The 287-nt window shown below is 60.3% G+C and carries 1 protein-coding gene; it reads left to right on the top strand.

What is annotated here, in order from left to right:
• Positions 1-82: 82 nt before the first annotated feature.
• On the top strand, positions 83-287 hold a 205-nt coding region (locus tag CIK77_RS17440; protein ID WP_220224455.1), incomplete at its 3' end, for a glycosyltransferase.

Genomic DNA, 287 nt, shown 5'->3' with positions numbered 1-287 from the left:
GGTGCGTGACGATATTGCCAGCCTAGGCAGTGCGCCGCGTGATGTGTCTGTACTGTCCGCGCGCCCTCTACGATTGTTAGTAGTGGGCGGCTCGCTTGGCGCGGTTGCGCTCAATGAACGCCTGGCGCCTGCTTTGGCGCAGCTGCCTGAAGAGCAACGCCCCCAGGTGCGCCATCAGGCAGGCAAAGGTCGTGATGCGGATACAACAGCGCTTTACCAGCAGTACGGTGTTGTCGCAGAAGTCAGTGCGTTTATCGATGATATGGCCGCTGCCTATGACTGGGCTG

Origin of the sequence: Microbacterium sp. JB110 (genome assembly GCF_003335195.1) — a bacterium.
In the GTDB taxonomy this organism is placed as follows: domain Bacteria; phylum Actinomycetota; class Actinomycetes; order Actinomycetales; family Microbacteriaceae; genus Microbacterium.
The sequence above is the reverse complement of the archived record's forward strand: the minus strand, read 5'-3'. Positions and strand labels throughout refer to the sequence as shown.